The sequence below is a fragment of the Pseudomonas sp. W2I6 genome (genome assembly GCF_030815935.1).
Taxonomy (GTDB): Bacteria; Pseudomonadota; Gammaproteobacteria; order Pseudomonadales; family Pseudomonadaceae; genus Aquipseudomonas.
The window spans coordinates 6,929,341-6,953,565 of sequence record NZ_JAUSXJ010000001.1 but is presented as its reverse complement, the minus strand read 5'-3'; the positions used below and the strand labels follow the sequence as shown (position 1 = coordinate 6,953,565).

The following is a 24,225-nucleotide window of genomic DNA, read 5'->3' as shown; positions in this document are numbered from 1 at the left end:
GCAAGCCAGCTCCCACATTTGAGCGCATTCCAGAGCTGGAACTCGGTCGAATGTGGGAGCTGGCTTGCCTGCGATGAGGCCGAAACAGGCGACATCAAGCCCTGAACTGCCCCAGGCTCGCCTTCAACTGCGCAGCCAACCCATCCAGCACTTTGCCACTGGCTGTAGTCTCTACCACCGCCTGCGCCGCTCGCTCAGCCTGGGCATGAATGATCTCGACTCGCCCACGCACCGCATGCGCACCCTGCGCCTGATGCTCAGCCGCCCGCGTCGCCAGGCCAATCGCTGCATGCACCTGCTCCACCGAGGCCTGTACCGACTGCTGCAGGCGCACGCTGTCGCGTAATACCAGCAAACCCTCGCTGGCCTGGCGCCCGGCCTTGCCGATGGTTTCCACGGCCTCACGGGCGCCTTGCTGCAAGGCCACGATGTGGGCCTGGATGTCGCCGGTAGAACTCTGGGTTTTACTGGCCAGGGCGCGAACCTCGTCCGCCACCACCGCAAAGCCGCGCCCGGTCTCACCAGCTCGCGCCGCCTCAATAGCCGCGTTGAGCGCCAGCAGGTTGGTTTGCTCGGCAATCCCGTGGATCACCGTCAACACCACCTCGATCTGCTCGCTCTGCTGCGCCAGCCGCTCGATCACCTTGGAACCGGCCTGCACCTGCCCCGCCAACGCCTCGATCAAGCTGCCGACTTCGGCTGAAGTGCGGGAATTTTCATCAGTCGCCTGGCGAATATCCACCACCTGCTGCAAGGCCGCCTGCATCGCATGGCTTTCCGCCTGGGCCTCATCCGCCATTTGCGACAGCGCCCGCAGGCTTTCGGCAACCTCATCACGCTGCAAGCCGGCGGCCGCATCGGCACCCGCATTGCGCAGGGTCATCGCGCCGATTTCCACGCCGGTACGCTGGGCCACATCACCGGCTTCACGCACGATCGGCTGCAATTTATCCACAAAGCGATTGACCGCCGAGGCCATGTCGCCGATTTCGTCCCGGCTGTTGATCTGCACACGCTTGGTCAGGTCGCCCTCGCCTGCCGCCAAATCGTCCATCGCTGCAATCAGCAGCTTCAGGCGATTGACGACCCGACGGCCGAGCACTACAGCAATCAACAGCAATACACCAAAACCTACCACCGCCAGGCCCATGCCGATGCGCCAGCGCAAGGTGCCCGCCGCCTCTTGCACGGCGCTGGTGGTATTGGCGGTCATCTGGGTGGCGGTGGCTTGCGCCGACTGCAAACGCGCGCCCATGGCCGCCGCGCTGTCAGCCGCGGCACCCTTGAGGCTGTCGCCCACCAACTGGTCACCGCTGGCAATCAGTGCAGCAAAACGCTTGTCCAGCGCGGCCAGGTCAGCCTCGACCGAGGCAGTCGAAACCCCCATGCGGACCTTACCGATCTCTACGCCATTGGGGCTGATGGACGCTTCGACGTAGAACACCGAGGGATCATTCTTCGCCGCATCCAGCACTTTATCCAGGGCACGTTCGCCCTTGCCCTTTTCCAGCAGCGCCTGGTTGATCGGGTTTTCACGATTGAGGTAACGGGTCAGGTGCTCACCAGCCGCGTCGTCATACACCACAAACAACACGTTGGGATTGCGCTGGGCTCTGCGGGCAAACTCAGACAGCGTCGGCACGTCGCTGTCCCACATGGCGCGCGGCGCCACCGAGGCGAGCAGTTGCGCCATGTCATTGGCAGAGTCCTGCAGGTCTTTTTCCAGGGTCGCACGCAGTTGCTTCTGCTCTTCCTGCAGGCGCGTGGAAAGCCCCGCCGTCAGACGCTGGCGCGTGCTGGAAGACAGACTGTCCAGGCTGGATGTCACTTCCTTGCCGGCTTGCGCCAACTCGCCGGACAGTTTCTGGCTGTCGACGCCCAGGCGATTGCCCAAATCAGCTTCCAATGCAGTGACGGTGCTTCGCGTCAGGGCGACGGCCACCAGTACTTGCACCAAAAGAGCGATACCTAGGGTAACGAACACCGGCCGCAACAGCCGGCTTTGTAACAATGAGAGAACGGCAGACACTGGGAATCCCTCCACCACGGGTGCCATTAATTTGATAGCACCGCGAAAGAAAGAACCATAGCAAGGGTCGTGCCGTTTACCAGGCGGAAACGACAAAGGGCTCCCGAAGGAGCCCTTTGCTTTTTACATCAACAGCTTATTAAGCGAACGGGTGACGCAGAACGATGGTCTCGTTGCGGTCCGGGCCCGTCGAAATAATGTCGATCGGCGCACCGATCAGCTCTTCGACGCGCTTGATGTAAGCGCGGGCGTTGGCTGGCAGTTCTTCCAGGGTCTTGGCGCCCACGGTCGATTCGGTCCAGCCTGGCACTTCTTCGTACACAGGCTGCAGGCCTACGTAGCTGTCCGCGTCAGTCGGGGCAACGTCCTTGCCTTCCGCATCCTTGTAGCCGATGCAGATGTTGATGGTTTCCAGGCCGTCGAGTACGTCCAGCTTGGTCAGGCAGATGCCCGAGATGCTGTTCACATCGATAGCGCGACGCAGGATAACGGCGTCGAACCAGCCACAACGGCGGGCACGGCCGGTCGTCGCGCCGAACTCGTGGCCTTGTTTGGCCAGGTGCGCGCCGACGTCGTCGAACAGTTCAGTCGGGAATGGACCCGAACCTACACGCGTGGTGTATGCCTTGGTGATGCCGAGGATGTAGTCCAGGAACATCGGGCCAACGCCCGAACCCGTCGCAACGCCGCCAGCGGTGGTGTTGGAACTGGTGACGTACGGGTAGGTGCCGTGGTCGATGTCCAGCAACGAGCCCTGGGCGCCTTCGAACATGATGTCTTTGCCGGCGCGACGCAGGTCGTGCAGCTCGGCAGTCACGTCCAGCATCAGCGGCTTGAGCAGCTCGGCGTATTCCTTGCACTCGGCCAGGGTCTTTTCAAACTCGATGGCCGGCTCTTTGTAGTAACCCACCAGCATGAAGTTGTGGTAATCCACCAGTTCACGCAGCTTGTCTTCAAAGCGCGGCATGTTGAGCAGGTCACCCACACGCAGGCCACGACGTGCAACCTTGTCTTCGTAGGCCGGGCCGATGCCGCGACCGGTCGTGCCGATCTTCAGCTCGCCACGGGCCTTTTCACGGGCCTGGTCCAGCGCAACGTGGAAGGACAGGATCAGCGGGCAGGAAGGGCTGATACGCAGGCGCTCGCGCACTGGCACGCCTTTCTCTTCCAGCTTGGTGATCTCGCGCAGCAGGGCGTCAGGTGCAACCACCACGCCGTTGCCGATCAGGCACTGCACGCCTTCGCGCAGTACACCCGACGGGATCAGGTGCAAGACGGTTTTTTCGCCATCGATGACCAGGGTGTGGCCAGCGTTGTGGCCACCTTGGTAGCGCACTACGGCGGCAGCATGTTCGGTCAGCAGATCAACGATCTTGCCTTTGCCCTCATCACCCCATTGGGTGCCCAGGACTACGACATTCTTACCCATAACACTTGTCCTCATTCGCGCAAACTTGGTGCCGGCAGCGGCCGGCAGGAAAACTCAAGAAGCCAGTGGCGATACTTGCCAAAGCCCGTTCTGCTGAATCAATTGCCGGTCGCAGTCCGCTTCACGGGCGGCGGCCAATGGCTGCCCAGGCAAGGCCTGGACCACACGCTGACCCTCACTGCGCAACTGGCAAACCTGCTGCCAGAGTGCTGCGTCCGTACTGTCGGGCATCCAGATACCGCCAGACGGCAGTTCGACCTCAGCACGCCCCAGGGTCACCAGGGTTTTCAAATCGGTGGAAAAACCGGTCGCCGGACGAGCGCGACCGAAGTCGGCGCCGATATCGTCGTAACGACCGCCCTGGGCGATGGCCTGGCCAACACCCGGGACAAACACCGCGAACACCACACCGGTGTGGTAGTGGTAGCCGCGCAACTCACCCAAATCAAAGTACAGCGGCAACTGCGGGAAGCGCGCAGACAACTGCTCGGCAATCGCCAGCACATCGTCCAGGGCCGCCAATACATCAGCCGGCGCATTCGCCAGGCGATCACGGGCGGCGGTCAGTACTTCACGGCCGCCACACAGATCCACCAGCGCACGCAGCATGCCGGCCAGGTCGGCAGGCACGCCCGCCGTCAGGGCAATCACTTCATCAATGGCCTTGCGCTGCAAGGCATCGAACAACTGTTGTTCCACTTCACCCGACAAGCCGGCCGCACGGGCCAGGCCGCGGTAGATACCGACATGCCCAAGGTCCATGTGCACATCCGGCACATCGGCCAGCTGCAACATGGCCAGCATCAGGCTGATGACTTCCACGTCGCTGCTCGGGCTGGCATCACCGTACAACTCGGCGCCCAACTGGATCGGGCTGCGGGACGACGACAACGCACGCGGTTGCGCATGCAGCACGCTGCCGGCGTAGCACAGGCGGCTTGGCCCTTCGCGACGCAGGGTGTGCGCATCAATGCGCGCTACTTGCGGCGTGATGTCGGCACGAAAGCCCATTTGCCGGCCCGATTGCGGGTCGATGACCTTGAAGGTGCGCAGATCCAGGTCCTGGCCCGCGCCGGTCAGCAGGGATTCCAGGTACTCGATATGCGGAGTCACGACAAACTCGTAACCCCAGCTCTGGAACAGATCCAACACCTGGCGGCGCGCGATTTCAATGCGCGCAGCTTCTGGTGGCAGTACTTCTTCGATGCCATCTGGCAGCAGCCAGCGGTCTACCGTTGCCATTACGCCATTCCCCTATGATCCGGGCGGCCAGCCCTCGGGCGAGCCTTGAGTGAAGCAGAAAATACCCGGCCCCTGCATAAACCACGCGCAAGAGCGACGTGACGAACGACCAACAATCGGCCTCGTCGGGCACTTTCCTCGAAAAACCTGTGGCGCCTGCGGAGCAAAACCACAATCAAACATGCAGACGCAAAAAAGCCGGGAATTTCCCGGCTGCCGCATCATACACCCGTTTTCTGAAAGGATCACCCCGCCCGGCATTTTAGCCGCCCGACGGAGCGATTCTCAGACTACATGCGGGTTACTTGGACTTTTCCAGGTAGCGGAAGAAATCGCTACTTGGGTCCAGCACCATGACGTCGGTTTTGTTCGCAAAGCTTTCACGGTAGGCGCGCAGGCTACGGTAGAACGCGTAGAACTCCTGGTCCTGACCATAGGCCTTGGCGTAGATCGAAGCGGCTTGAGCATCACCATCACCACGGGCCTCTTCAGACTCGCGATAGGCTTCAGCCAACAGTACGCGACGCTGACGGTCGGCATCCGCGCGGATCCCTTCTGCCAGTTCGTTACCCTTGGCGCGGTGCTCACGAGCCTCGCGCTCACGCTCGGTGCTCATACGCTCGAACACGCTGCGGTTCACTTCCTTCGGAAGGTCGATGGCCTTGACCCGAACATCGATCACCTCGATGCCCAGCTCTTTTTCCGCCATCGCATTCAACGAACGCGTGATATCCGCCATCAGCGCGTCACGTTCACCGGATACCACCTCGTGCAGGGTGCGCTTACCAAACTGGTCACGCAGGCCCGATTCCAGACGGCGCGACAAACGCTCGTCGGCAATCTGCTTGAGGCCGGAGGTCGCGGTGTAGAAGCGCTCGGCATCCTTGACGCGCCACTTGGCGTAGGCGTCAACCATCACAGCTTTCTTTTCCAGGGTCAGGAAGCGTTGTGTCGGTGCATCCAGGGTCATCAGGCGGCCGTCGAACTTGCGCACCTGGTTGACGTAGGGGACTTTCACATGCAGGCCCGGCTGGACATCCGCCTGGACCACGCGACCGAATTGCAGCAACACCGCGCGCTCGGTCTGAGACACGATATAGAAGCAGTTCCAGGCAGCGATGACCACGACGACGCCCACAATCAGGGCGGTCAGCGATTTATTGCTCATCAACGACTCTCCCTGGTACGTGTTTGCTGTTGCAGCAGGTCAGCGGCCGCACGGGCGCTCGCTTCGTTGGCAGCAGCATTGGAACCGGTAGCCGGTGCGCTGGTGCTGCTACGACCACCTTCGATCATCTTGTCCAGCGGCAGGTACAGCAGATTGTTCTGCCCGCCCTTGCTGCCGGTCACGAGAACCTTGCTGGTGTTGCTGAAGACTTCCTGCATGGTGTCCAGGTACAGACGCTCACGGGTGACTTCCGGTGCCTTGCGGTACTCGGCCACCAGCTTGGTGAAACGATCTGCCTCACCCTTGGCGCGGGAGACCACTTCGTCGCGGTAACCGTTGGCATCCTCAAGGATGCGCTGGGCCTGGCCACGGGCTTCCGGCACCACGCCGTTGGCGTAGGTTTCAGCCTGGTTGCGCGAACGCTGCTCGTCTTCACGGGCACGGATCACGTCATCGAAGGCTTCCTGCACTTCACGCGGTGCCGCTGCGCTCTGTACGTTGACCTGGGTCACGGTGATACCGGTGCGGTACGTGTCGAGGAACCGTTGCAGACGCTCCTTGATTTCGCTGGCCATCAATTCACGGCCTTCAGTCAGCACCTGGTCCATTGCGGTGGAACCCACCACGTGACGCAGGGCGCTTTCGGTCGCATGTTGCAGGCTGATCTCCGGCTGGTCGACGTTCAGCACGAAGTCCTGCAGGTTGCTGATCTTGTACTGCACGGTCAGCGGCACTTCGACGATGTTCTCGTCTTCGGTCAGCATCTGGCCCTGCTTGGTGTAGGCACGCTCACGCGTGACGTTTTCCATGTACTTCTTGTCGATCGGCGGGAAGTAGATGTTCAGGCCAGGGCCGACAGTCTCGTAGTACTTGCCGAAGCGCAGCACCACGGCTTGCTCCTGCTCGTCCACCACATAGACGGCGCTGTACAGCCAGACGGCCGCCAGCACGACGAGGCCGATGCCGAGCAGGCCGTAACCACCGCCCTTGCTCGTACGACCGCCTTCGTCACCACCACGTTTTTTTCCACCACCGAACAACCCATTCAGGCTTTCCTGCAGCTTTCGGAAGGCCTCGTCGAGATCTGGTGGCCCCTTGCGGTCGCCATTATTGCGGCGTTTACCACCCCAAGGATCCTGATTATTCGAGTTGCCACCCGGCTCATTCCAAGCCATAGCGCTCTCCATCTGATAAAGCAAAGACGCACCCACGGCGCGCCGACCAATGCTACAGAATGCCTGTCACAGCGGCACAACCGCTTTCTCAGGCTTTTATTGCAAAGTGTGTTGTTCGATGAACTCTGTCGGCACAACGCCTTCACGGCTGACCAGCCGATTCAGCTCCGAGCGCGGCAATCGAACGGCCAGCAAGCTGACACCTTCTTCGTCGTGTTCTTCTTTCTGTACCGCGCCCAGCTCGAAAAACTGTGCACGCAGTCGAGCAAAACGCTGCGGCAAGCGCAAGGTGCCGACGAACAAATCGCTGCCCAACAGCTCGGCAATGGCTTGTTCAAGCAATTCCAGGCCACTGCCATCACGCGCCGACAGCCAGACCCGCTGGGGCTTGCCGTTTTCGTCGCGCTGGATTTGTGGCTCAACGCCTTCAAGCAAATCGAGTTTGTTATAGACCTCGAGGATCGGCAAGTCCTGGGCACCAATCTCGCCCAGCACCACCATGACCTGTTCAATCTGCAACATGCGATCCGGTTCGGCCGCATCGATCACGTGCAACAGCAGGTCGGAATTGCTCGACTCTTCGAGCGTAGACCGAAATGCCTCGACCAGCTTGTGGGGCAAGTGACGAATGAAACCCACGGTATCGGCCAGGACAATCGGCCCCAGGTCGTCCAGTTCCAGACGGCGCAAGGTCGGGTCGAGGGTCGCGAACAGTTGGTCGGCCGCGTACACGTCCGATTTCGTCACGTTGTTGAAGAGTGTGGATTTGCCGGCGTTGGTATAGCCCACCAGGGAAACGGTCGGGATATCCGCACGCATACGGCCACGTCGCGATTGTTCGCGCTGGCTGCGCACCTTCTCCAGGCGGCCCTTGATCTGTCGCAGGCGCACCCGCAGCAGACGCCGGTCGGTTTCCAGCTGGGTTTCACCCGGGCCGCGCATGCCGATGCCGCCACCCTGGCGCTCAAGGTGAGTCCAGCCACGCACCAGCCGGGTGCTCATGTGGTCAAGCTGGGCCAGTTCTACCTGGAGCTTGCCTTCATGGGTACGGGCGCGTTGAGCGAAAATATCGAGAATCAGACCCGTGCGGTCGATCACGCGACACTCGAAAACTCGTTCGAGGTTACGTTCCTGACTGGGCGTGAGGATGTGATTGAAAATCACCAGATCGGCCTTTTCGGCGTGGACCAGGTCGCGCAGTTCCTCGACCTTGCCGCTGCCGATCAGGAATTTGGCGGTTGGCCGATGACGCGGCACGTTAAAAAACGCGACGGTCTCGGCGCCGGCCGAATTTGCCAACTCCTGAAACTCCTGCGGATCTTCGCGCGCCTCAGGGTCCTGTCCATCCAAGTGAACGAGGATTACTCGCTCACCACCACCGTGGCGCTCAAAGAACAAAGGAGACTCCTATCAGGCGTTACCTGGTGCAGGCTCGGCGTCACCCTGTTCTTCGGTTGCGCTAGGCAGACGAATTGGACGAACCGGCACTACGGTCGAGATAGCGTGCTTGTAAACCATTTGGCTTACGGTGTTTTTCAGCAGGATCACGAACTGGTCGAACGACTCGATCGTACCTTGCAGCTTGATACCGTTGACCAGATAGATGGAAACCCCAACTTTCTCTTTACGTAAAGTATTCAAGTAAGGGTCTTGTAGCGAATGCCCTTTTGACATGTGCCGCACTCCTTTAAGGATCAATAATAAAAATCGGAAAATAGATAGCTCATGGCCGTCACACCCCCAAGGATAGACGGCAATTGCAAGGACTCAGCTCAATATGGAGACCGTTCCCAAGTATTTCAAGGCGCGTGACAGATTGTCGCTGTCCAGGCTGTCCAGCCAGTGCAAATCGCTCCAACTGCGCAACCAGGTGAACTGACGCTTCGCCAATTGGCGCGTGGCAATGATGCCGCGCTCCTGCATTTCGGCTGACGTCAGCTTGCCATCCAGATGATCCCAGACTTGGCGGTAGCCTACAGCACGTATCGAAGGCAGCCCTGGATGCAGGTCACCTCTTGAACGCAGTGCTACGACCTCCTCCACAAACCCCTGTTCCAACATAATTGTGAATCTTTGTGCAATTCGTTCATGCAGCACCTGGCGATCCGTCGGAGCGATGGCCAGATTCGCCACAGTATAGGGCAATTGTGAGTGTCCCGAGGCGCCTGCTTCAGCACTTTGCGCAGTTTGTTTCAGCCTGTGTTCAGTCATGGTCTGGCCACTGACCCGCCAGACTTCCAACGCTCGCGTCAGACGCTGGGGGTCATTGGGATGAATTCGCGCGGCGGAAACCGGATCCACAATGGCCAACTGATCGTGCAAGGCCTGCCAGCCAAGGCGCGCAGCCTCTTCTTCAAGTTCGGCGCGCACCTGTGGATCAGCTGGCGGCATATCAGCCAGACCTTCCTGCAAGGCCTTGTAGTAGAGCATCGTGCCGCCGACCAGCAGCGGAATCTTGCCCCGCGCGGTGATATCGGCCATGGCGGCCAGCGCATCGATGCGAAAATCCGCCGCCGAATAGCTCTCGCCGGGATCAATAATGTCGATCAACCGGTGCGGATACTGGGCCAGCAGCTCTTTTGAAGGTTTGGCAGTGCCGATGTCCATGTCCCGGTAAACCAGTGCAGAGTCGACACTGATCAACTCGCACGGCAAGACCTTGGTCAGCTCGATGGCCAGGTCGGTCTTGCCGGCGGCCGTCGGGCCCATCAGGAAGATTGCGGGGGGCAAGGCACTCATCAACGGCCGCGCAAGAACAGTTTGTCGAGGTCGTCCAGGCCCATCTGGGTCCAGGTCGGGCGGCCATGGTTGCACTGGCCGCTGCGCTCGGTGTTTTCCATGTCCCGCAGCAGGCCGTTCATTTCCGGCAAGGCCAGCCGGCGGTTGGCGCGGATGGCGCCGTGACAGGCCATGGTGCCGAGCAGTTCATTGATGTGGGCCTGGATCCGGTCACTGGTGCCGTATTCCATCAGGTCCGCCAGGACATCGGCCACCAGCCGGTTGGCCTCTGCCTGCTTGAGCAAAGCCGGAATCTGGCGGATAGCCAGGGTTTCCGGCCCCAGGCGTTGCAGCTCAAAGCCCAGCTTCTGGAACACGCTGACGTGCTCTTCGGCGCAATCCGCTTCCCGCTGGCTGACCGCCAGGGATTCCGGCACCAGCAGCGGCTGGCCGCTCAGGCCTTCGCTGGCCATGGCGATCTTCAGGCGCTCGTACATGATCCGCTCGTGGGCGGCGTGCATGTCCACCAGCACCAGGCCATGGGCGTTTTCCGCAAGAATATAGATACCCTTGAGCTGTGCCAGCGCGTAACCCAGCGGCGGCACGTCGCCCTGGCCTTCCGGCAACGCGGCAGCACCTGGCTCGGCGCCGGGCAGCGGCGCGAAAAACTCGCGATAGGCCGCCTGGGCCTCGGCCACCGGCACCGCCGACTGCGGACGCGGGGTGTACTGGTATTGATAACCGGCGCCGGCGCCTGAGCCTGAGCCTGGTGCGGTATAGCTCGGCTGGGCTTGCGGCGATTGCAGCAGGTTGGCCGCCAGGCTCATTTCGCCCTGGGGCCCGAACTCGCCGGCTTCCGGCCCTGAAGGACGGACAACAGCCGTGACAATCGGCGCCGCCAGGTGATCATCCGGCCGCACATCGCCCAAGGCGCGGTGCAGGGTGCCGTAAAGAAAGTCGTGGACCATGCGACCGTCACGAAAGCGCACTTCGTGCTTGGTCGGGTGCACGTTGACGTCGACCACCGACGGGTCGACCTCGAAAAACAGCACAAACGTCGGATGCCGCCCGTTGAACAGCACGTCGCGATACGCCTGGCGCACCGCGTGGGCCACCAGCTTGTCGCGCACCGCCCGGCCATTCACGAAGAAATACTGCATGTCCGCCTGGCTACGGGAGAAAGTCGGCAAACCCACCCAACCCCACAGCCGCAGGCCATTGCGCTCGATCTCGATCGGCAGCGCCTGCTCCAGGAACCCCGCGCCGCAGATGGCCGAGACACGCCGCGCACGGGCCGCATCATCATGGGCCTCGTGCAGGCTGAGGATGGTCTTGCCGTTGTGGCGCAGGTGGAAAGCCACATCAAACCGCGCCAGGGCCAGGCGCTTGATGACTTCCTGCAGATGATCGAATTCGGTTTTTTCGGCCTTGAGGAATTTACGCCGGGCCGGGGTGTTGAAGAACAGGTCGCGCACTTCCACCGAGGTGCCCACCGGATGTGCCGCCGGCTGGACCCGGGGCGCCATGTCGCGGCCTTCGGTTTCAACCTGCCAGGCCTGGTCGGCGTCGCGGGTGCGGGAAGTCAGGGTCAGGCGAGCCACGGAGCTGATGGAGGCCAGGGCCTCACCACGAAACCCGAGGCTCATCACCCGCTCCAGGTCTTCCAGGTCACGAATCTTGCTGGTGGCGTGACGGGCCAGGGCCAGCGGCAGGTCATCGGAGGAAATCCCGCTGCCGTCGTCGCGCACCCGCAGCAGCTTGACGCCGCCCTGCTCAACATCGACATCAATGCGCCTGGCGCCGGAGTCGATACTGTTTTCCAGCAACTCCTTGATCACCGACGCTGGCCGCTCGACCACCTCACCCGCCGCGATCTGGTTGGCGAGACGCGGGCTTAGCAGCTCGATGCGCGAGGTATTGCTCAAGACTGTTTCGCTCATTATTGCGCCGCCAGTTCAGTGCCCGGGATGGTCAACACCTGGCCGACCTTCAATTCATCGGTCTTGAGGTTGTTGGCACTGCGCAAGGTTGCCGCTGACACCTGGAAGCGCACCGCCAGCATCGCCAGGGTGTCACCCGGCTGCACGCGATGGTCACGCGGGCCCTGGGCGATTTTCCCGGAGTCACGCAGCCAGGCTATATAAGTGCCCGGCGGCGGGTTCTGCTGGAAGAACTGGCGAACACCGGCGCTGATGGAGCGCGCCAACGCCTGCTGGTGGCTGGCCGAGGCCAGTTTCGAGGCTTCGTTGGAGTTGGAGATAAACCCGGTTTCCACCAGGATCGACGGAATATCCGGCGACTTGAGCACCATGAACCCGGCCTGTTCCACGCGCTGTTTGTGCAGCGAGGTGACGCGACCAATGTTGCTCAGGACTTTCTGCCCCACGTTCAGGCTGGAGGTCAGCGAGGCAGTCATCGACAGATCGAGCAATACGCCAGCGAGCATCTTGTCCTTGTCGTCGAGGGATACGTTGCCAGCCCCGCCGATCAAGTCGGAACGGTTTTCACTGTCCGCCAGCCAGCGGGCGGTCTCGGACGTAGCGCCGCGATCAGACAGGGCAAACACCGAGGCACCAAACGCCGCGGCCGAAGGTGCGGCGTCGGCGTGGATCGAGACGAACAGGTCGGCGCCCTTCTTGCGGGCGATTTCGGTACGGCCACGCAGCGGAATAAAGTAGTCGCCGGTCCGGGTCAGCTCGGCGCGGTAGCCTTTCATGCCATTGATCTGGCGCTGCAGTTCGCGGGCGATGGCCAGTACTACGTCTTTTTCATGCTGGCCGCGCGAGCCCGAGGCACCCGGGTCTTCGCCGCCGTGACCGGCATCGATGACCACGATAATGTCACGTTTGCCCGCCGGAGCCGGTGGCAGCGGCGGCAATTTGACCTGGGGTTGCGACTGGTTGACCGGCACCGCAGGTATCGTCGCGACGCTTGGAGTTGGCGCAGGCGGCGGCGCGGCATCGGCGGCGTTGTCGAACAGGTCCACCACCAGCCGGTTGCCATACTGCGCGTTGGGCGCCAGCACGAAGCTTTTCGGGGTCACGGCCTTTTTCAGGTCGATGACCACCCGCAGGTCGGTCGGCGTACGCTGGGCCGAGCGCATCGCGGTAATCGGGGTATTGGCCATGGCGACCTTCAACGGCGCGGCCAGGGTCGCACCGTTGATATCAATCACCAGGCGATCAGGCGCCGTGAGGGTGAAGACGCTGTGCTGAACCGGGCCGGACAGGTCGAATACCAGTCGCGTGTTATCCGGTGCCCGCCACAGGCGAACACTTTTCACCTGTGAGGCCGCCAGTGCATTGAAAGTCATTGCCGCAAGCAACACCCCTACGACAGTAACCAACGCGCGAAAGCGCATACCTAACCCCATCAATTATTTGAATTCCAATGCCAAGGCGGCGCACCACGACTCGCCGCGCGCGCTCTGGGACAACAACTTCAGCTGACGTCCTTGCTTATGCGGGGTAATGGTAATGGTCAGGTCCGGCTTTGGCAAAAAGCCTGTGCCTTTATCTGGCCACTCGATCAGGCACAAGGCGTCCTCATCGAAGTAATCACGAATGCCCATGTATTCCAGTTCTTCCGGGTCCACCAGGCGATACAGGTCGAAGTGGAACGCTCGTACGTCACCGATTTCGTAGGGTTCTACCAAGGTGAACGTAGGGCTTTTCACAGCACCCGCGTGCCCCAACCCGCGAATGATGCCCCGGGACAAGGTGGTTTTTCCGGCGCCGAGATCGCCTTCCAGAAAGATCAGCCCTGAGCCTTGAGTGACCCGGGCAATACGGTTGCCCAAGGCGACCATGGCGTCTTCATCAGGCAGGAAAAGAACTACTTCAGACACGGCGATTGCTCCTCCAGCAACTGACGAATGGCAGGAATCAGGTCACTGGCGGCCAGCCCGCGACCGTAGGTACCCTGGCGATCTCCGGCAGTGGCATGCAGCCAGACCGCCAGGCAGGCGGCATCAAATGCCGGCATGCCTTGCGCCAGCAAAGCACCGACCAGGCCGGCCAACACATCGCCAAGGCCAGCGGTTGCCATTGCAGGATGGCCCTGATCGCAGCGGGCAACCCGACCGTCCGGGCTGGCGATCAAGCTGCCGGCGCCCTTGAGGATCGCCACCGCATTGAATTTCTGACTCAAGGCGCGCGCCACGTTAAGGCGGTCGGCCTGAACCTCGGCTGTCGAAATACCCATCAAGCGGGCCGCTTCGCCAGGATGCGGAGTGATCACGCAATTGGCCGGCAAGCTGACGCTGCCCGCCGCCAGCAGGTTCAAGGCATCGGCGTCCCAGACTTGCGGCTGCCTGGCATTGGCCGCTACCGACAGCAGGCTTTTGCCCCAGGAGACCTCGCCCAGGCCCGGGCCGATGACGATCACGGAAATCTTTTCCAGCAGGCCCATCAATTGATTGGCCGAGTGCACGCCCACCGTCATCACTTCCGGCAACCGCGCCAGCGCCGCACCGACGTGCTCGCTGCGGGTCGCCAGGGAAACCATGCCGGCACCACTGCGCAGGGCACTTTCAGCACTGAGCAAGGCGGCGCCGCCAAAACCGCGGTCGCCGCCGATCAGCAATACATGGCCGAACTGGCCTTTATGGGCGTCCGGGGAACGCGCAGCGAGTTGCGGCAATTGGCCGGGCAACAGGTGCTGAACGTCGGGTATTTCGTGTTTTGTCTGCGGCATGCGTCTTCAAGCTCCGATGTCTGGCAGAATTATACGCATCTAACCTGCGGTTTCTCTTGTTCATGCCTGCTATTACCTACGACCTGCCCGCCCTCGCCCAATCGATCAAAGACTGGGGCCGCGAGCTGGGCTTTCAACAAGTGGGCATCAGCGGCCTCGACCTCGCCGAGCATGAACAGCACCTGCAACGCTGGCTCGACGCCGGCTACCACGGCGAAATGGACTACATGGGCGCCCACGGCAGCAAGCGCTCACACCCGGAGGAGCTGGTACCCGGCACCTTGCGCGTGGTCTCACTGCGCATGGACTACTTGCCGGGCGACACCCAAATGGCCCAACTGCTGGCCAAGCCCGAAAAAGCCTACATCTCCCGCTACGCCCTGGGCCGCGACTACCACAAGCTGATCCGCAAGCGCGTGCAGCAACTGGCCGACCGCATCCAGGCGCAAATCGGCCCGTTCGGCTTCCGCGCCTTTGTCGACAGCGCCCCGGTGCTGGAGAAAGCCATCGCCGAGCAGGCCGGGCTCGGCTGGATCGGCAAGAACACCCTGGTACTCAATCGCAAGGCGGGCAGTTACTTCTTCCTGAGCGAGCTGTTTGTCGACCTGCCGTTGCCGGTCGACCCACCCCACGCCACCGAACATTGTGGCCGCTGCACCGCCTGCCTGGATATCTGCCCTACCAACGCCTTCGTCGGGCCCTACGTGCTGGACGCCCGGCGCTGCATTTCCTACCTGACCATCGAGCTGAAAAGCGCGATCCCCGAAGAACTGCGCCCACTGATCGGCAATCGGGTATTCGGCTGCGATGACTGTCAGATCGTTTGCCCGTGGAATCGTTTCGCGCGGCCTACCGACGAAGGCGATTTCAAGCCACGGCACAACCTGGATAACGCAGAGCTCGCCGAGTTGTTTATGTGGGACGAGGACAAATTCCTCAGCAGCACCGAAGGCTCGCCTCTGCGCCGCGCCGGCTATGAGCGCTGGCTGCGCAACCTGGCGGTGGGCCTGGGCAATGCGCCATCAAGCATTCCGGTGCTGGAAGCGCTGAAGGCGCGTCGGGAATACCCCTCGGAACTGGTGCGCGAACATGTGGAATGGGCGCTGAACCAGCACGCCGAACGTCAGTGCACGTCGTCGTTGTAGACGAACTTGGGCATTTCCCAGTGAAAACGGATCGCCAGCAGGCGCAATAGAAAGCCGCTGAACAGCGTCAGCAGGATCGATTGCTCACTTGGCAGCTCAAGGTAGATGCACAGCATGTAGAACCAGGCGGCCAGGAACGACACGCTGGCGTACAGCTCGCGGCGGAAGATCAACGGAATGTCGTTGCAGAAGATATCCCGCAGGATGCCGCCGAATACCCCGGTGATCACACCGCTGACTGACGCCACCAGCATGCCGTGGCCCATTTCCAGGGCGGTCATGCTGCCGATCAGGGTGAAGGCCACCAGGCCCACGGCGTCCAGCGCGAGGAACAGCGACCGCAGGTGGCGCATCAATGGAGCGATGAAGATGGTCACCAGGGCCGCGACGGAGGTCAGCACCAGGTACTCCGGGTGTTTGACCCAGGTCAGCGGGTAGTGGCCGAGCAACACGTCACGCACCGAACCGCCGCCCAGTGCCGTCACGCAGGCGATCAGCACCACACCGAACCAGTCCATCCCGCGCCGCCCGGCGGACAAGGCACCCGTCATGGCTTCGGCGGTGATGGCGATGAGGTAGAGCATCAGCAGCATGATGGCGATCCTTGCAAAGAGGCGCGCAGTCTAATCATTTGGTGATGGCACCAAAAGGGGGCGAGCGCTGAAGAGCTTAAAGCTCTTGCTGATGTGGCGAGAGAGCTTGCTCCCGTTGGACTGCGCAGCAGTCCCATTTTTCAGGGCCGCTTCGCAGCCCAGCGGGAGCAAGCTCCCTCGCCACAAAAACGCCTCACCACGACTCAAGTCAGAACTTGATGAAATGCTTGCGGTAATGCTGCAGCTCGGCAATCGACTCGCGAATATCGTCCAGCGCCAGGTGGGTGCTGCCCTTGTGGAAGCTGTCTTTGACTTCCGGCGCCCAGCGCGCGGCCAGCTCCTTCAAAGTCGACACGTCCAGGTTGCGGTAGTGGAAGTAGCTTTCCAGCGCCTTCATGTGGGTATAGAGAAAGCGGCGGTCCTGGCAAATGCTGTTGCCGCAGATCGGCGACTTGCCCTTGGGTACCCACTTTTCCAGGAAGGCGATGGTTTCGGCTTCAGCCTCAGCCATGCTCACGCGGCTGTCGCGCACACGCTGGGTCAGGCCCGAGTTGCCGTGGGTGCGGGTGTTCCACTCGTCCATGGTGGCCAGCACCGCGTCGCTGTGGTGAATGGCGATCACCGGACCTTCGGCCAAGGTGTTGAGGTTGCTGTCGGTGACAATGGTCGCCATCTCGATGATGACGTCGGTGTCAGGGTTCAGACCGGTCATTTCCAGATCGATCCAAATCAGGTTCTGTGGGTTTTGCATGTCGTGGTTCCTTGGCACCTTGGCGTAGCTGCGCAGTTTAGCAGGCAGGGCGTGCTAGACTCGCGACCGTTTCACCTAACCTATGCATTATCGACACGGAACACCAATGGCCAAACGCCAGCTCAACCGTCGCCAAAACTGGCGCATCGAAAAGATTCAGGGCGAACGCGCTGCCCGCGCCGCCAAACGTGAATCCTCCGCCGTGGAAGCGCTTGAGGGCGGCGACCTGGGCCCCGAGCAAACGGGCCTGGTGATCGCGCACTTCGGTGTGCAGGTCGAAGTCGAGGCCACCGAAGGCGATCACGCCGGCCAGGTGTTCCGTTGCCACCTGCGCGCCAACCTGCCTGCGCTGGTGACCGGCGACCGGGTGGTGTGGCGTGCCGGCAACCAGGGCATCGGCGTCATCGTCGCCCAACTGCCACGTACCACCGAACTGCGCCGTCCCGACAGCCGTGGCCAGCTCAAGCCGGTAGCGGCCAACGTCGACATGATCGTCATTGTCTTCGCGCCACTGCCCGAACCCCATGCCAACCTGATCGACCGCTACCTGGTAGCCGCCGAACACGCCGGCATTCGCCCGCTGTTGCTGCTGAACAAATTCGACCTGATCGACGAACAGAACGCCCCGGCGCTCAACGCGTTGCTGGCGGTGTACCGCACCCTCGGCTACCCGGTACTGGAAGTCTCGGCGCATCACGGCAATGGCATGGAACAGTTACAGACTGAACTGGACGGGCGCATCAGCGTGTTCGTCGGCCAGTCGGGCGTGGGCAAGTCGTCCCTGGTCAACAGCCTGTTGCCGGAAGTCGAAACACGTGTGGGTCCATTGTCGGAGCTGTCCGGCCAGGGCACCCACACCACCACCACCGCGCGATTGTTCCACTTCCCGGGCGGCGGTGAACTGATCGACTCCCCCGGCATCCGTGAATTCGGCCTGGGCCATGTGAGCCGTGCCGATGTTGAAGCGGGCTTTATCGAGTTCAACGACTTGATCGGCACCTGCCGCTTCCGTGACTGCAAACATGACCGCGAGCCAGGTTGCGCCCTGCTCAAGGCACTGGAAGACGGCCGCGTGCAGCAGCAGCGAATGAACAGCTATCGCTCGATCATCGCCAGCTTGCCCGAGACCAGTTACTAAGCAGCAAACCGGTGCCGTGCCATGCCTTGATACACATAAGGCACGGCACGGAACCCCCGACCCCATTGATTAAATCGAGTCAGCCATCAAGAATCCGCTGCAACTGGGCGGCCCATGACGCAAGCCAGCTTGAATTCGATTTTCCCAATGCTCATACTCGCTCCGTCACCAGCGCAAGCTGGCAGGAGTCTGGATCCTTTTCGGGGTTGATCCAGCGGCGCAGAAGGGGCGAAGCAAGCTCCACTGCGTGTCGAATGAAGCCGCCTTCGGGCGGCTTTGCTTTTTCCGGGGAATCAACGATTGCCTCTCTACTACCATCCCAAACAAGGCGATGTTCTTCTGTGCGACTTCACTCGGGGCTTTGTAGCGCCCGAAATGCTGAAGATCCGCAAAGTCGTTGTGATCTCGCCGACTGTCACCCACAGCCGAAAACTGTGCACAGTGGTCCCGATTTCCTCCACAGCGCCTGACATCCAGCACGACTGGCACCATTTATTGCGAACCAATCCACTGCATAACGATGGCTATAAAGCGCTGCGGGTGAAATGCGACATGATCTACACGGTCAGTTTCGAACGACTGGACAAACTGCACAGAAAGACCAGGACCACTGGGCGAGAGTATTTCGTGCCGCGCTTGGGCGCGGAAGATATGCGAGGCGTGATTGACGGTGTGAAGGCCTACCTCCCGCTCTGATACAACCGACAGAAAAAAGCCCCGAGAACCCGGGGCTTTTTTAATCGTCGAAGCAATCGATTGAGTCTGACGGCCTCATGAACCCGTGGCGGGCAGAGTCGGGTCTTTCATCCCGCCGTCATCAAACAGGTTCAGCTTCTGTCGCAGCTCATGGGCCGGCAAAGGCTCCTGCTCCGGCGGCAGTGCGTTCGGGTCTGCCGGCACCTCGCCCGGCGCGCCTTCACCCTGGGTCGGTACCGGTGGCGTCGCAGGCGGGTCACCTTCAATTGCACGCTGGGCCTTTTTGGTCAGCACGACGATATCGATGCGTCGGTTGATCGGATTGAACGGATCCTTGGGATCAAACAGCTGCGAGGAAGCAAACCCCACCACCCGTGCCACTTGCGGGTCCGGATAGCTGCCGGCCACCAGTGCACGACGCGCGGCATTGGCCCGGTTGGCCGAGAGCTCCCAGTTGCCGAAGTCGCCCTGGCCTGCATACGGCTTGGCGTCGGTGTGGCCGCTGATGCTGATCTTGTTCGGCACCGCCTTGATGGTGTCGGCCATGGCCAGCAGGATGTCTTCAAAGTACGGCTTCAAGCGTGCACTGCCGGAATCGAACATCGGCCGGTTGGCGGCGTCCGTGATCTGGATGCGCAAGCCATCCGGGGTGATCTCGAAGGAAATCTGGTCCTTGAACTTCAGCAGTTGCGGGTTTTCCTCAACCTTGGTTTGCAGTTCCTGCAGCAGCAATTCCAGGCGTTCCTGCTCGACCTGTTCGGCCATGCTCTCGACGGTGTCGCGCTCGATCGGGATCTTTTCCTGCGGCGAGTCGGTCTTGATTTCCGGGTTGATGGTGCGCTCGGGCGCCAGTTGCGGCGAACCACCGAGGTCGATCACAAAAGGCGTGCCGCTCTCGGAGAAACCGATGGGGTCCTTGAAGTAACCGGCGATGGCGATCTTCTGTTCCGGCGTGGCGGTGGACATCAGCCACAGCACCAGGAAGAACGCCATCATCGCCGTCGCAAAGTCGGCGAAGGCGATTTTCCAGGCGCCGCCATGGTGCCCCGCAGCGAAGCGCTTGACGCGCTTGATGATGATCGGCTGGTTGTTTTCCATGGCTTAGCGACCGCGAACCGCTTGTTCCAGCTCAGCGAAGCTTGGACGGTGCTTCGGATACAGAACCTTGCGCCCGAACTCCACTGCCAACGATGGCGGCATGCCGGAAGCCGAAGCCACCAGGCAGGCCTTGATGGCTTCGTACAGATTCACTTCTTCCTTGGCATCGTGGGCCAGGGACGTGGCCAGCGGGCCGAAGAAACCGTAGGCCGCGAGAATACCGAAGAAGGTACCTACCAGTGCCGCACCGACGTGCATGCCGATGGCTTTCTGGTCGCCTTCACCGAGGGAGGCCATGGTCACCACGATCCCGAGCACCGCGGCAACAATACCGAAACCGGGCATGCCGTCGGCGATGCCGGTCACGGCGTGGGATGGGTGCTCCAGCTCTTCCTTGAGGCTGAACAGTTCCATGTCGAACAGGCCTTCCAGCTCATGGGGCGCCATGTTGCCGGACGACATGATGCGCAGGTAATCACAGATGTAGGCGGTCATGCGCTCGTCTTTGAGCACGGCCGGGTACTTGGCGAAAATCGGGCTCGCCGCGGCGTCCTCGATGTCGCCTTCGATGGCCATCATGCCTTCGCGGCGGCTCTTGTTGAGGATCTCGTAGATCAGCCCCAGCACTTCCAGGTAGAAGGTGTGGGAGAAGCGCGAGCTGAACATGCCCAGCGACTTCTTGATCACGTGCATCGTCATGTAGCCGGGGTTGGCCTGCAGGAATGCGCCGAACGCCGCACCGCCGATAATCAGCACTTCGAAAGGCTGGATCAGCGCCGCAATCTTGCCGTGGGAAAGGACGTATCCGCCGAGCACGCTCGCGATGACGACGATGATGCCGATAATTTTAGCCATAGGGGATGAGTACTTGCGCCGTCGGGTTCAGGGTCATATTCGCAAGAGTTGAAAACTCTTGTTCTACTTATCGGCAAATCTGCGCCAGACTATAGCCCGTTATGGCGAAAAACCAGTTCGGCCCGTCCCGGGCGTGTTGACCGCAAGTGATGATCGCGCCCCAATCATGGCAAATGAAACGACAGTCCCAACTCAAAAACCCGCCACCCTCGCCGCTTGGATAAAGCGCCTGGACGATGTGCTGTTGCCTGTTCCACAGGCGAGCCACGACCGGGTTTGCAAGGCCATCGGCGACAACCGCAGTTCGTTGCGGGATATTGCAGAGCTGATGCAGAACAGCCCGGCGCTGGTGCTGAGCGTGATGCGCGAGGCCAACAACCAGGCCCACGGCAGCCTCGCGGAGCCGGCAGAAAACCTCGAAGTGGCGATCAATCGCCTCGGTCTCAAGCGCACCGAGGAGTTGCTGCGGCGCCTGCCTTCCGTGCCGCTGAATGAAATCCCCGTGGCCCTGCGCCAGCTGCAGATGATCAGCCAGCACGCGTCGCAACAAGCCAGCGGCCTGTTCGCCAGCCGCCTGGCGCGGTTGTGGCAAGACATTCACTGGGGCAGCCTGCTGTTCCTTTCGCCGCTGTGGCCGATGGCGATTGCCTATCCCAAGCTGCTGGAAGAATGGGAGCTGCGGGTGATTCACAAGGGCGAATCGGCACGCACAGTCGAACAGGAGCTGTTCGGCGTACGCCTGCTGGACCTGTGCCTGGGGTTGACCAACACCTGGCGCCTGCCGATCTGGGTATCCCAGGGTTATACGTTACTGCTGACGGAACAACGCTTGCTGGTCAAGGCGCTGAGCATTGCCCGTGAAGACGAGCCGTTGCGCCAACAGCAGTTGCTGGATGCCGACCCGAACCTGCGCCGCTGGCTGAACCAGCCGGCCAACACTGTGCTGTTGGCCAACGGCCTGGCGCTGGCGGCGCAGGAGTCCTGGACCTGCCCGCACACCCAGCGCTGGCAATACCTCACTGCGCTTTACCTGCAGCAACCGTTGGCCGAAGTGCAGCAACAGTCCCACCAACACGCGGCGATCAGCGCCCGCAGCACCCTGATGCGCGACCTGTGGCACCCGGCGCTGTCGTTGATCTGGCCATGGGATGTGCAGCGCGTTCACCACGGCTTGCTGCCGGCACCGCCACCCACCGCCGAGTCCCTGGCGATCTGGCGCAAGCGCTGCACCGAATTGCTCGTAGAGCCCAGCCGCTTTGCCAATGCCATGCACCTGACCACCTGCGCCAAGGAAGCCCTCGTGGCCTGCGGCATGCAACGGGTGATGCTGCTGATGGCGGACAAAACCTTGAGCACGCTACGTGTGCATCAAGTCGACGGCCTGCCGAAGGACGCCGACCACATGAGCCTCGACGTGGCGCAAAGCACCCTGCTGCAACGCCTGCTGGCCAAGTCCGCCCAGGTGCGCCTCAACCCCGACAACCACGCCCAGTTCTCGGCACTGCTGCCGCCGGAACTGCGCCGCCTGTTCAAGGGCGAACACCTGCTGCTGCGCTCCCTGAGCTGCAATGGCCGGGTGGTGATGCTGATGGTGGCCGACCAGGGCGGCGGGCCGTTCTCGGAAACCACCGTGCAAGCCTTCGGCAAAACCGCCCAATGCATCGAAAAGGCCCTGCACAGCTTTACCAACCGCAGTGCCTGACGCTTGCGCTACAATCGCCCTCCCTTAGCGCCCAATTTTTATGCCCAGGAGACCTCACATGCCTGACTTCTCTGGCTTGCCGCTGGTCATCGAGGCCAGTGACCTGCTCGGTCGCCTCGATGCCGAACACCTGATCCTGGTGGACCTCACCAGCGCTGCGCGTTACGCCGAAGGGCATATCCCCGGCGCACGTTTCGTTGATCCAAAACGCACTCAACTGGGCCAGCCACCAGCGCCGGGCCTGCTGCCGGGCAAGGCCGATCTTGAAAAGCTGTTCGGCGAACTGGGCCACACTCCGGATGCCACTTACGTGGTGTACGACGACGAAGGCGGTGGCTGGGCCGGGCGATTCATCTGGATGCTCGACGTCATCGGCCACAAGAAATACCACTACCTCGACGGCGGCCTGCTGGCGTGGCTGGAAGAAAAACACCCAGTGTCCACCGAGGTACCGGCCAGCGCCGGCGGCCCGGTCAGCCTTACGTTGCATGAAGAACCCACCGCCACCCGCGAGTACCTGCAAAGCCGCCTCGGCGCTGCCGACCTGGGCATCTGGGACGCTCGCGGCCCGCTGGAATACTCCGGGGAGAAAGTCCTCGCGGCCAAGGGTGGACACATCCCGGGCGCGGTGAACTTCGAATGGACCGCCGGCATGGACAAGGCACGCCAACTGCGCATCCGCCGCGACATGCCGCAGATCCTCGAAGACCTCGGGCTGACCCGCGACAAAGAAATCATCACCCACTGCCAGACTCACCACCGTTCTGGCTTCACCTACCTGGTGGCCAAGGCGCTCGGTTATCCGCGAGTCAAAGGTTATGCCGGTTCCTGGGGCGAATGGGGCAACCACCCCGACACCCCCGTTGAGATTTAAGGTTTAAGGACAGTTAATGAAAAAGCAGTTGTTCATCCTCAGCCAGTACTTGCTGCCCCACCACCTGCTGTCGCGTCTGGCCGGTTGCATTGCCGAATGCCGCGTGCGCTGGTTCAAGAATGCGTTCACCAGCTGGTTTGCCAAGCGTTATCAAGTGGACATGTCCCAGGCCCTGGTTGAAGACGTGACCGCTTACGAGCACTTCAACGCCTTCTTCACCCGCGCACTGAAAGACGGTGCACGCCCGCTGGATCAGACCCCAGGCGCGGTGTTGAGCCCGGCCGATGGCGCTGTCAGCCAGTTGGGCCCGATTGAACATGGCCGGGTGTTCCAGGCCAAGGGCCACAGCTTCAGCGTGCTGGAATTGCTGGGCGGCGATGCGGCGGTGGCTGCGCCGTTCATGGGCGGCGATTTCGCCACTGTTTACCTGTCGCCGAAGGACTACCACCGGGTGCATATGCCATTGGCCGGCACCCTGCGGGAAATGGTTTATATCCCTGGCCGAATCTTCTCGGTAAACCAGACCACGGCCGAAAATGTGCCGGAACTGTTTGCGCGTAACGAGCGTGTTGCCTGCATCTTCGACACCGAACGCGGCCCGATGGCCGTGGTGCTGGTTGGCGCGATGATCGTGGCATCGATTGAAACGGTTTGGGCAGGCTTGGTAACGCCGCCAAAACGCGAGCTGAAAACCTTCCGTTATGACGAAGCTGCCCGTGGGCCGATCCACCTGGAAAAAGGTGCGGAACTGGGGCGCTTCAAGCTGGGTTCGACGGCAATCGTGCTGTTTGGGCCGGACCAGGTTCAATGGTCGGAAGCACTGCAGGCGGGGACGCCGGTGCAGATGGGCCAGGGCATGGGTTTGCCGAAAGCCTGACCTAGCGATCATTCCCACGCTCCGCGTGGGAATGCATCCC

The 24,225-nt window shown here is 61.6% G+C and carries 22 protein-coding genes; 6 read left to right on the top strand and 16 right to left on the bottom strand.

Translation table 11 applies throughout. The features are described from left to right. Positions 1-94: 94 nt before the first annotated feature. The 12 genes from QF039_RS32040 to QF039_RS31985 all read right to left on the bottom strand — a co-directional run bounded on the left by QF039_RS32040 (position 95) and on the right by QF039_RS31985 (position 14,456). Positions 95-2,029, bottom strand: coding sequence for a methyl-accepting chemotaxis protein (locus tag QF039_RS32040; protein WP_008439098.1), 1,935 nt, complete (start codon positions 2,027-2,029; stop codon positions 95-97). 139 nt (positions 2,030-2,168) lie between these two features. Beyond that, entirely contained in the window at positions 2,169-3,458 is a 1,290-nt protein-coding gene (locus tag QF039_RS32035; RefSeq protein ID WP_003217505.1) for an adenylosuccinate synthase, read from the bottom strand. Between the two features lie 54 nt (positions 3,459-3,512). Then, positions 3,513-4,700, bottom strand: a complete 1,188-nt coding sequence (locus QF039_RS32030) for an ATP phosphoribosyltransferase regulatory subunit (RefSeq protein ID WP_003217507.1) — start codon at positions 4,698-4,700, stop codon at positions 3,513-3,515. Between the two features lie 301 nt (positions 4,701-5,001). Further along, a complete protein-coding gene (gene hflC, locus QF039_RS32025) occupies positions 5,002-5,868 on the bottom strand; it encodes a protease modulator HflC (protein ID WP_003217510.1) in 867 nt (288 codons plus the stop codon). Next, on the bottom strand, positions 5,868-7,043 hold the full coding sequence (gene hflK / locus QF039_RS32020) for an FtsH protease activity modulator HflK (protein ID WP_087692480.1): 1,176 nt from the start codon (positions 7,041-7,043) through the stop codon (positions 5,868-5,870). The genes hflC and hflK overlap by 1 nt, the downstream gene beginning before the upstream one ends. 96 nt (positions 7,044-7,139) lie before the next feature. After that, a complete protein-coding gene (gene hflX / locus QF039_RS32015) occupies positions 7,140-8,441 on the bottom strand; it encodes a ribosome rescue GTPase HflX (RefSeq protein ID WP_003217514.1) in 1,302 nt (433 codons plus the stop codon). Between the two features lie 12 nt (positions 8,442-8,453). Continuing rightward, entirely contained in the window at positions 8,454-8,717 is a 264-nt protein-coding gene (gene hfq, locus QF039_RS32010; RefSeq protein WP_003217515.1) for an RNA chaperone Hfq, read from the bottom strand. A 93-nt stretch (positions 8,718-8,810) separates the two neighbouring features. Further along, entirely contained in the window at positions 8,811-9,782 is a 972-nt protein-coding gene (gene miaA, locus QF039_RS32005; protein WP_177047579.1) for a tRNA (adenosine(37)-N6)-dimethylallyltransferase MiaA, read from the bottom strand. Beyond that, complete coding sequence (gene mutL / locus QF039_RS32000; protein ID WP_307523066.1) at positions 9,782-11,686, bottom strand: DNA mismatch repair endonuclease MutL; 1,905 nt, start codon at positions 11,684-11,686, stop codon at positions 9,782-9,784. Before mutL ends, miaA begins: the two co-directional genes overlap by 1 nt. A gap of 14 nt (positions 11,687-11,700) precedes the next feature. After that, positions 11,701-13,134, bottom strand: a complete 1,434-nt coding sequence (locus QF039_RS31995; RefSeq protein WP_202948682.1) for an N-acetylmuramoyl-L-alanine amidase — start codon at positions 13,132-13,134, stop codon at positions 11,701-11,703. A gap of 3 nt (positions 13,135-13,137) precedes the next feature. After that, positions 13,138-13,608, bottom strand: coding sequence for a tRNA (adenosine(37)-N6)-threonylcarbamoyltransferase complex ATPase subunit type 1 TsaE (gene tsaE / locus QF039_RS31990; protein ID WP_003217524.1), 471 nt, complete (start codon positions 13,606-13,608; stop codon positions 13,138-13,140). Then, positions 13,596-14,456 carry an NAD(P)H-hydrate dehydratase gene (locus QF039_RS31985; RefSeq protein ID WP_003217526.1) on the bottom strand — a complete coding sequence of 287 codons (861 nt, stop codon included), beginning with the start codon at positions 14,454-14,456 and terminating at the stop codon, positions 13,596-13,598. The genes tsaE and QF039_RS31985 overlap by 13 nt, the downstream gene beginning before the upstream one ends. Positions 14,457-14,518: 62 nt before the next feature. Here QF039_RS31985 and queG point away from each other — a divergent pair, with 62 nt between their 5' ends. Next, the gene (gene queG / locus QF039_RS31980) at positions 14,519-15,601 is read left to right on the top strand and encodes a tRNA epoxyqueuosine(34) reductase QueG (protein ID WP_003217527.1); all 1,083 of its coding nucleotides are present in this window, start codon (positions 14,519-14,521) and stop codon (positions 15,599-15,601) included. Here the strand turns inward: queG and QF039_RS31975 are convergent. Both QF039_RS31975 and orn read right to left on the bottom strand, forming a co-directional pair. Then, on the bottom strand, positions 15,580-16,197 hold the full coding sequence (locus tag QF039_RS31975) for a trimeric intracellular cation channel family protein (RefSeq protein WP_172834585.1): 618 nt from the start codon (positions 16,195-16,197) through the stop codon (positions 15,580-15,582). The genes queG and QF039_RS31975 overlap by 22 nt on opposite strands. A gap of 205 nt (positions 16,198-16,402) precedes the next feature. Next, positions 16,403-16,945 (bottom strand): oligoribonuclease, encoded by a 543-nt coding sequence (orn, locus tag QF039_RS31970; protein WP_003217529.1) that lies wholly within the window; start codon positions 16,943-16,945, stop codon positions 16,403-16,405. A gap of 106 nt (positions 16,946-17,051) precedes the next feature. Here orn and rsgA point away from each other — a divergent pair, with 106 nt between their 5' ends. Both rsgA and QF039_RS31960 read left to right on the top strand, forming a co-directional pair. After that, positions 17,052-18,083, top strand: coding sequence for a small ribosomal subunit biogenesis GTPase RsgA (gene rsgA, locus QF039_RS31965; RefSeq protein ID WP_076018064.1), 1,032 nt, complete (start codon positions 17,052-17,054; stop codon positions 18,081-18,083). A gap of 300 nt (positions 18,084-18,383) precedes the next feature. Next, the gene (locus tag QF039_RS31960) at positions 18,384-18,779 is read left to right on the top strand and encodes a type II toxin-antitoxin system PemK/MazF family toxin (protein ID WP_307522516.1); all 396 of its coding nucleotides are present in this window, start codon (positions 18,384-18,386) and stop codon (positions 18,777-18,779) included. Between the two features lie 75 nt (positions 18,780-18,854). On the opposite strand, the gene motB is transcribed toward QF039_RS31960, so the two are convergent. After that, complete coding sequence (gene motB, locus QF039_RS31955; RefSeq protein WP_102367976.1) at positions 18,855-19,877, bottom strand: flagellar motor protein MotB; 1,023 nt, start codon at positions 19,875-19,877, stop codon at positions 18,855-18,857. Between the two features lie 3 nt (positions 19,878-19,880). Further along, positions 19,881-20,732, bottom strand: a complete 852-nt coding sequence (gene motA, locus QF039_RS31950) for a flagellar motor stator protein MotA (protein ID WP_003217532.1) — start codon at positions 20,730-20,732, stop codon at positions 19,881-19,883. A 166-nt stretch (positions 20,733-20,898) separates the two neighbouring features. Here motA and QF039_RS31945 point away from each other — a divergent pair, with 166 nt between their 5' ends. From QF039_RS31945 to asd, 3 genes are read left to right on the top strand one after another with little or no spacing between them, the layout of a single operon-like run. Continuing rightward, positions 20,899-22,434, top strand: coding sequence for an HDOD domain-containing protein (locus QF039_RS31945; protein WP_003217533.1), 1,536 nt, complete (start codon positions 20,899-20,901; stop codon positions 22,432-22,434). A gap of 58 nt (positions 22,435-22,492) precedes the next feature. Further along, on the top strand, positions 22,493-23,308 hold the full coding sequence (locus QF039_RS31940) for a rhodanese-like domain-containing protein (RefSeq protein WP_102367974.1): 816 nt from the start codon (positions 22,493-22,495) through the stop codon (positions 23,306-23,308). A 16-nt stretch (positions 23,309-23,324) separates the two neighbouring features. Then, positions 23,325-24,185, top strand: coding sequence for an archaetidylserine decarboxylase (asd, locus tag QF039_RS31935; protein WP_003217535.1), 861 nt, complete (start codon positions 23,325-23,327; stop codon positions 24,183-24,185). The last annotated feature ends 40 nt before the right edge of the window (positions 24,186-24,225 follow it).